At 44.3% G+C, this 7419-nt stretch carries 15 protein-coding genes; all 15 read left to right on the forward strand.

Annotation, left to right across the window (positions count from 1 at the left end):
• The first annotated feature begins 1 nt into the window (after position 1).
• The 15 genes from FYJ53_RS05915 (at position 2) to FYJ53_RS05985 (ending at position 7406) form a co-directional block, all read left to right on the forward strand.
• Positions 2-1903, forward strand: a complete 1902-nt coding sequence (locus FYJ53_RS05915; protein WP_371720460.1) for a DUF927 domain-containing protein — start codon at positions 2-4, stop codon at positions 1901-1903.
• A 248-nt stretch (positions 1904-2151) separates the two neighbouring features.
• Positions 2152-2634: a helix-turn-helix transcriptional regulator gene (locus FYJ53_RS05920; RefSeq protein ID WP_154557139.1), complete on the forward strand. Its 483-nt coding sequence runs from the start codon at positions 2152-2154 to the stop codon at positions 2632-2634.
• Positions 2621-2911, forward strand: coding sequence for a hypothetical protein (locus FYJ53_RS05925; protein WP_154557140.1), 291 nt, complete (start codon positions 2621-2623; stop codon positions 2909-2911). The genes FYJ53_RS05920 and FYJ53_RS05925 overlap by 14 nt, the downstream gene beginning before the upstream one ends.
• Complete coding sequence (locus FYJ53_RS05930) at positions 2904-3701, forward strand: site-specific DNA-methyltransferase (RefSeq protein ID WP_154557141.1); 798 nt, start codon at positions 2904-2906, stop codon at positions 3699-3701. Before FYJ53_RS05925 ends, FYJ53_RS05930 begins: the two co-directional genes overlap by 8 nt.
• A 2-nt stretch (positions 3702-3703) precedes the next feature.
• Positions 3704-4117 (forward strand): hypothetical protein, encoded by a 414-nt coding sequence (locus tag FYJ53_RS05935; protein WP_154557142.1) that lies wholly within the window; start codon positions 3704-3706, stop codon positions 4115-4117.
• Entirely contained in the window at positions 4114-4467 is a 354-nt protein-coding gene (locus FYJ53_RS05940; RefSeq protein WP_154557143.1) for a hypothetical protein, read from the forward strand. The genes FYJ53_RS05935 and FYJ53_RS05940 overlap by 4 nt, the downstream gene beginning before the upstream one ends.
• Positions 4464-4787, forward strand: a complete 324-nt coding sequence (locus FYJ53_RS05945) for a Lar family restriction alleviation protein (protein ID WP_038354100.1) — start codon at positions 4464-4466, stop codon at positions 4785-4787. The genes FYJ53_RS05940 and FYJ53_RS05945 overlap by 4 nt, the downstream gene beginning before the upstream one ends.
• Positions 4784-4975: a hypothetical protein gene (locus tag FYJ53_RS05950; protein WP_154557144.1), complete on the forward strand. Its 192-nt coding sequence runs from the start codon at positions 4784-4786 to the stop codon at positions 4973-4975. Before FYJ53_RS05945 ends, FYJ53_RS05950 begins: the two co-directional genes overlap by 4 nt.
• Positions 4968-5258: a hypothetical protein gene (locus tag FYJ53_RS05955; protein WP_154557145.1), complete on the forward strand. Its 291-nt coding sequence runs from the start codon at positions 4968-4970 to the stop codon at positions 5256-5258. The genes FYJ53_RS05950 and FYJ53_RS05955 overlap by 8 nt, the downstream gene beginning before the upstream one ends.
• Positions 5243-5440 (forward strand): hypothetical protein, encoded by a 198-nt coding sequence (locus FYJ53_RS05960; protein WP_154557146.1) that lies wholly within the window; start codon positions 5243-5245, stop codon positions 5438-5440. The genes FYJ53_RS05955 and FYJ53_RS05960 overlap by 16 nt, the downstream gene beginning before the upstream one ends.
• On the forward strand, positions 5424-5588 hold the full coding sequence (locus FYJ53_RS05965) for a hypothetical protein (RefSeq protein ID WP_154557147.1): 165 nt from the start codon (positions 5424-5426) through the stop codon (positions 5586-5588). Before FYJ53_RS05960 ends, FYJ53_RS05965 begins: the two co-directional genes overlap by 17 nt.
• Entirely contained in the window at positions 5585-5923 is a 339-nt protein-coding gene (locus FYJ53_RS05970; RefSeq protein ID WP_195840240.1) for a hypothetical protein, read from the forward strand. The genes FYJ53_RS05965 and FYJ53_RS05970 overlap by 4 nt, the downstream gene beginning before the upstream one ends.
• On the forward strand, positions 5920-6126 hold the full coding sequence (locus FYJ53_RS05975; protein ID WP_243143943.1) for a hypothetical protein: 207 nt from the start codon (positions 5920-5922) through the stop codon (positions 6124-6126). The genes FYJ53_RS05970 and FYJ53_RS05975 overlap by 4 nt, the downstream gene beginning before the upstream one ends.
• Positions 6095-6505 carry a hypothetical protein gene (locus tag FYJ53_RS05980; protein WP_154557149.1) on the forward strand — a complete coding sequence of 137 codons (411 nt, stop codon included), beginning with the start codon at positions 6095-6097 and terminating at the stop codon, positions 6503-6505. Before FYJ53_RS05975 ends, FYJ53_RS05980 begins: the two co-directional genes overlap by 32 nt.
• Positions 6506-6623: 118 nt before the next feature.
• Positions 6624-7406, forward strand: coding sequence for a terminase small subunit (locus tag FYJ53_RS05985; RefSeq protein ID WP_243143944.1), 783 nt, complete (start codon positions 6624-6626; stop codon positions 7404-7406).
• Positions 7407-7419: the final 13 nt, after the last annotated feature.

The raw sequence follows: 7419 nt of genomic DNA on the forward strand, positions 1-7419 counted from the left end.
CGTGCAAATCGAAAAATTAACCAAGGAAACCATTCTGGAAGACACCACTTTTGAGGAGATTATTGACGAAAAAGACGAGATTTACCGCCAGCGCCTCATTAATGACCTGACGGACCGGGCTGCAGAGCTCGGCGTGAAAACAAAGTTCACCAGCTTGCTCAAAGCCTACCAGAAAGAAGAAAAGAAAATGCTCCAGGAACAGAAAAAACAGCTCCAGGAGCAGAACCGGGCCCGAATGCTCCAGAACCTGGACCGGCGGACCGAGTTCGGGAGTGAGTGTTATCCGGACCTGCGCTGCGGAAACTGGTTCGCTGATGAAACCGGTATCCGGACCTTTGGCATGTTCGGGGAGGTGCAGGCTTGCTACCATCCCATTTTACCAGTCGAGCGGTTTACCAACCTGGAGACTGGGGATGAAAAGATCAAGCTTGCCTTCAAAAAAGGGGAGCGCTGGAAAGAGATCATCTGCGATAAGGACTTGATTGCCTCCAGCGCCAAGATTATTTCGCTTGCCAATGCCGGGGTGGCTGTGACCAGCGAAAACGCCAAGTACCTTGTTCGCTATCTGGCTGACGTGGAGAACTTTAATATGGACCTCCTGCCCGAGTGGGTGTCTACCTCCAAGCTGGGGTGGCATGGAGAGAACGCCATCAAGGAGTTTGTTCCCTACTACAGCAACATTGTCTTTGACGGTGATGTGCGTTTTCGCAATGTATACGGTGATATAAGGCAGTGCGGCAATGAAAAGAAATGGGATGCGTTTGTTAAAAAAGTCCGCGCAGAGGGGCGGATTGAGCCGAGAATTATGATGGCGGCCAGCTTTGCCAGCGTGATTATCAAGATGTGCAATGCCCTGCCATTTTTCGTGCATCTTCACGGGCAGTCCGAGGGTGGGAAAACCCTCTGCCTGATGCTGGCCGCCTCAATCTGGGGCAACCCGTCCATGGAGAGTGCCTTTACCGGCGATTTCCTGTCCACCCAGACGGCCATTGAAGTGCGGGCCGATATGCTCAATCATCTGCCTTACATCATGGACGATACGGCCCAGGTTATGGAGAAGTATAAGGGTGATTTCTCAACATTAATCTACACCATGTGCTCGGGAAATGGCAAGGACCGATCCAACCGGAGCCTGGGCCTGAACCGGAACTACAACTGGCACTGCGCCTTTCTGACCACTGGGGAGCTGCCCATCACTAAAGAATACTCTCAGGCCGGCGCCGCCAACCGCGTCATCGAAGTCGAAGCCGGCTACAGTAAAATCTTTGAGAACGGCATCGAGGTGGCACGGACGCTCAATGAAAACTTTGGCTTCGCGGGCAAAAAGTTCATTGAAATCCTGCAGAACATCGGCGCCGAGGAGGTATGCCGTATTCAGCGGGAGCTTTTGGCTGAGATTGAAAAAAGCGGAAAAATGCAGAAACAAAGCATCTCCCTGTCCCTGATTCTAACCGCTGACCGGATCGCTACAGATTGCCTGTTTGAGGATGGGGTTTATCTGTCCATTGAGGAAACGGCTGCTATGCTGAAGTCTGAGAAGGAGATTTCGGAGAATGAGCGGTGCTATGAGTTTATCATGGGAGAAGTCGTGCGGAATCACCATCGGTTCATGAAACGGGAAAATGAAGATTTTATACAGGAATGCTGGGGGATTAAAGAGGGCGGATACATCTATATTATTAAAAATGTTTTTGACCAGATGTGCCGGGACTGCAATTATAATAGCACTGCTTTTTTGAAATGGGCGGACATCAGAGGGCTGCTCATCACGGATAAAGGCCGGAAAACAAAGCGAAAGCGCTTTAATGATAATAATGCCAACTGTGTCTGTATTCTTGAAAAACAGGATGAAAGCCAGGTGCAGGAAGGCTTTGAGGGCTTTTATGAGATTGAAGAGGAATAAAAAGAGTGTTCACAGTTCACAGTGTTCACGTAGCAAAGAAGGTTTATATAAAAGAAAAAATTTAAACGCACATTTTGTGAATTCTGAAGCGTATACGCGTAGGAGCAAAAAAACGTGTGAACATTGTGAACATGTGAACAAAGTACTTAGAACCCTTATAAAGACGAAGTTTCTTCTGTTCACAGTAATAAAAAATTAAGTGAACAAGAGTGAACATTGCTAAAAATTATATTTTGAAGGGAGGATACATGTTTGACCTAAAACAATGGGCCGCTGCCAACAAAGTCTCCAACAGCCAGCTCTGTCGAATGTCTGGCATCTCTGAAAGCACCATTGCCAGCGTGATGCGTGGGTGCAGCTGTACGGAGCGGACGTTAAAAAGGATCTGCCGGGGGATCGGGCGGGCGTATGATCCGGCGGAGTGGAGAAATCCGATCAAAGCGTCGTTGAAGCCTGTTCCGGTTGTGGAGTATGATCGGGTTAGGAATTACCGAGATCGGCGCTCCATGGATGAATTGAAGCGAAATCTGGCCGTTGGCGAAATGGTTCGGGTGGCCTTTGACGGAAAGAATAAAATCCGGTGGGAATCTGGAGAGATTATTAGGATTTACGGCACACACGTCGGTGTGGATGTGCGGCTGCGGACGATTCGGGGGAATGAATTGATCCTGCGCAAGAGTTATATGATTGACGATGTGGTGAAGTGGAAGGGGAGCCATGCGAAAGATTGAGTTAATGCACCACCTGTTTGGCATTAAAACAGGGTTTTGCAAGGATTGTGAGCATTTCTATCGCAAGCAATACAGCGGCACCTATCGGAAATGTGAGGTGTACGGTGACTCCAACGGCGAAGGGACAGACTGGAAAGCGACCTATGTGGCCTGCGGATTGTACCCCGATGGGCCTTATAACGGCAGAAAAGTTGTCGAACTGGCTAAGCGTGGAAAAACAAAGGAATTAGAAAGCCCTCTGGAGGGGCAGATCAAAATGGAGGTAAAAAATGAATAATACAGTAAAAATAGAACTTTTTAACGATAATTTTCAGAACTATAAGCGGTATGGTATTCCAAAAGCACAATTAGTAATTGCCGATATTCCATATAATATTGGAACTAATTTTTACGGTTCTAACCCCATGTGGTACGTTGGGGGCGATAATAAAAACGGAGAAAGCAAAAAAGCTGGAAAAGCCGCCTTTAACAGTGATTTTAATTTTAACATTGCGGAATACTTCCATTTTTGCAACAAGCTGCTAAAGAAAGAACCAGATAAAAGCAACGGTCGAGGTAAATCCTCCGATGCACCATGTATGATTGTGTTTTGCTCTTTTGAACAGATTGAGACGGTAAAACGATATGCCGAAAAGCACGGGTTTAAACATAACATCCCGCTTGTTTTCTGCAAAAACTACTCACCTCAAGTTTTAAAAGCAAATATGCGGGTATGCGGCGCCACTGAGTATGCATTGCTGCTCTATCGGGAAAAACTACCAAAGTTTCGAAACAACGGAAAAATGGTATTTAACTGGTTTGAGTGGAAACGTGATAATAAAAAAGAATATCCTAAAATACACCCGGCACAAAAGCCAGTAAATGTCTTAAAACAATTAATACAAATTTTTACAGATCCAGGAGATGTGGTCATTGATCCATGTGCCGGCAGCGGAAGTACATTGCGAGCATGTATGGAACTTAATCGGAATTCTTATGGTTTTGAAATATGCAAAGACTTTTATAAAAGGGCGAAAGAAGAAATGCTTTCGGTTCAAGATGATGGGCAGATCAAAATGGAGGTTTAAAAATGGGACGAAATTATATGCCAGAAGTGGCAAAGATGCTGGGATTGGAAATTGGAGAAGAGTTTGATGTTTTGGATGAAGATGGAGAAATTAGGGATTGCGGCCCCTATAAATTTACAAATGAAACAATAGTTAACCGTCTCGGACACGAAGCAAGCGGTTGGTTGTTGTTCTGTTTATTGGCGGGTAAATACACCCTCCAAAAACGGCCGTGGAGGCCAAAGGATGGGGAGAGTTATTACTATATTCGTTCAACCGATGGTTTCATAAGTCGGTCAACATTCTGCAGCGTTAATGCAGATGATCTTGCTATGTTAAGTGTTGGCAATTGTTTTCCAACGATGGAAGATATGTTGGCAGCAAAGCCCGAGATGTTAGAGAAATTCGAGGAAATTAAGAAGGGGGTGCGGGAGTGATGGATGTCATTAAGTATTTCAACACTAAAAAGAGGATGTGTGAATTTCATAAAGGAACATGTCATTTGTGCCCCATGGGTAAGGATAACACCAAAACGCATCTATTGTGCTTTGAGTTGCAACAAGAGAAGCCAGAAATAGCCGATGCCATTGTCGAGCAGTGGGCAAAAGAGCACCCGGTAAAGACGTACAAGAGCGTGTTTTTAGAAATGTTTCCAAACGTAAAAACGACCAAAGAAGGGCATCCCGATTTTTGCCTTAAGCGCCTTCTTGGAGTAAAAGGAGAATATGATATTTGTAGCTGTGATATTACTTGCGGAGACTGCTGGAACCGAGGGGTAGAAGAATGACCAAGCTAAAGAGATGTCCCTTCTGCGGGGGCGAAGCAAAAACAGAGCAATGCGAAGATATAACATATAATGCAAAAGGAAAAGCAAGGATATATCCTTATACTGCTGTTTATTGTGTAGATTGTGGTGCAAAAATCGAAGAACAAGACGAGGAAGAGTTGGTAGACATGTGGAACACCCGCACGCCGGAGATTGTGCGGTGCGGGGAGTGTGTTTACTGGGAGCCAGAAAATTGCAGAAATCCCAATATTCTTATGCGCGACCAGCAAATGACCTATGATGATTTTTGCAGTTGGGGAGAACGGAGGGAAGAAAAATGAAGATGCTATACAGAAATGAGGATGGAAAGCTTTGTCTTGATTATCTTAGATTTATGCCATTCATTGATGGGATGTTTGATCAATGTAAAAATTTGCATGAATTAAAATGGCTTGAAGAAGAGATCATAGAAATTGTAGTGGGGCTAAGAGAAAATTTCGAGGAAAGGTTGGAGGTCGAAAATGAGTAACGAAGAATTTAGCACATACAAATATGGATTCTTTCTAATCGCGTCCGTTGAGTGGGATAGGATAATGGAGGAACTTGATGGCGGTGAGGATATTACAAAAGGGAGTTATGCGGAGTATCTCGAATTTGAATACGAATATTCCCATAACGAGATAGACGAAGAACAGGAAAAATTAATTCGTGCTTTGAATGACTACTTTGAGTTTAAAAAGCTGCCATATCATGCGGAAATTTGGATAGATGAGGTTAGGATTAAGGAGGTTGAAAAATGGAAAAAGAGCTGATTAATAAATTAGATGATATGGTATCTGTATGTGATAGTCGCAGAACATGTCGTGCATTAAATAATGAATGCCCCTATTATAACGATTGTATTGTTTTGGAACACCGCTTCGAATGTAAAATAACAGACTTGTGTAGTATTGTGAATTATGTAAAGGAGAAAGAAAATGCCAGTACAAATTGATATGGAAATGCCGGAAAGCTGTGAAGTATGTGATTGTCTATACAAACATCGAGATATGGATACCGGATTTTGCCCACTTATTGACCATTTTGCTAACTTCGATGGTATGCGGGATGGAGATTGTCCGCTGATGGAGGTTAAAGAATGAACCGATTAACCGAAAAAGAACAAGATTATTATCGACTTAAAGATTATCAAGATCCATGTCGAGCGATTGACAAGCTTGGGAAATATGAAGACATTGGCTTTTCGCCAGAAGAACTACAGGAGAAGGTTGATAGGCAGAAATGGCACGTTGTGGCTGAGGGGGATTTGCCGGAAGAAAAAGGGTTTTACCAATGTACGGTTTTGGACAATCAGAAAAACGAGGTGTTTATCGCTGATGTTTATAATGAGACCACTGGATTTTTCTCTAACAACGAGCTCTATGAAGTCACTGCCTGGCGGGAGCTGCCGGAGCCGTGGGAAGGAGCGGTGAAGTGAATCGCTGCGAAGATTGCATTCTCTACCAGTTCTGTACCTACGATCGAACGGGAATCTGTGAGGCGGAGAATTTTAAAGATGTTATTCCGGACAAGTGCAGGTTCTGTGAAAAGCGGTGGGAGTGCCCGGTGGAGAAGGGTGGGGAGTGCGTAAGAGAGGGGAGCGAAAGTATTGCCAAACGTTCGACCATTAAACCAGAATAAATATCAAATCAGCAAGTACCGCTTTTTAGAGATTTATAACTTTTGCCTCCAATACAATGAATGGAAGGATGAATTGAAATATAACACGCATACCGTTGGTGCGCAGGAGATTACGGGGATGCCCTTTGGTACTGAAAAATCGGACAGTACCGCTCATTTGGCGATGAAAAGAGCTGAGCTTGAAAGAAAGTGCCAGTTGATTGAACAAACAGCAATTGAAGCCGATTCTGAGATTTATCCGTATATTTTAAAGGCGGTTACGAATGAGCATGTCAGTTATCACTATTTAAAAACAGTTATGGATATTCCATGTGGAAAGAAGATGTATTATGACAGAAGAAGAAAGTTCTACTATTTGATGTCAAATAAAAAGTTTTAAAGAGGGGTACTCGCAGGACAGTTTTATATGTTATTATGATAGTATGTAAAAATGTAATTAAGAGGCCATGGCAGGAGCTGTGGTCTTTTTTCGTACGTAAAAAAGAGAGGTGAGGTGGTTGCCGGACACAAGAGATTTAGCTTATCAGGATTATCTCGATGGCATGAAATACAAAGATATCGCGAAAAAATATGGTGTCAGCCTGTCCGCTGTAAAGTCCTGGGCAGCACGATACTGGAAAAAAGAAAGTTGCAACCCTGCAACCAAAAAAGTTGCAACCAAAAGGAAAGACCAGAAGATTACCACTGAAGAAGTTGATCAGGTCATGGGCAATAATGGTCTCACCGATAAACAGCGCCTGTTTTGCTTGTGTTATATTCGGTGCTTCAACGCAACGAAAGCAGCCATAAAAGCCGGGTATAGCACAGAAACAGCCTATTCCATCGGTTTTGAAAACCTGAAAAAACCTGAAATTAAGGCAGAAATAGAACGTCTCAAGCAAAACCGCCTGAATCGAGAGCTGTTATCTGAGGACGATCTGTTTCAAAAGTATATGGATATTGCCTTTTCCGATATGACGGATTATGCGAGCTTTGGACCCGGCGGCGTTGTTTTAAAAGATTCCGGACAGGTAGACGGCACACTGATCACCGAGGTCAAAGAAGGAAAATCCGGCGTGTCTGTGAAGCTGGCAGACCGGATGCAGGCACTCAAGTGGCTGACAGACCGGTACACAAGTTTTAATCCCGAGCAACAGGCCCGGATCGACAAATATAAAGCCGAGACCGCCAAGGTAGAAGCCGAAAACAAAGAACGCGCCGGCGGCGAGCAGCCTGGAGACGATGGTTTCCTGGAAGCTTTGAACGGCAGCGCGGTGGAGGACTGGGCCGATGAAGATTAAAAAAGCAGCCTTC

It is taken from the genome of Eubacterium sp. BL-380-WT-2B, assembly GCF_009696115.1.
In the GTDB taxonomy this organism is placed as follows: Bacteria; Bacillota; Clostridia; order Eubacteriales; family Eubacteriaceae; genus Eubacterium; species Eubacterium callanderi.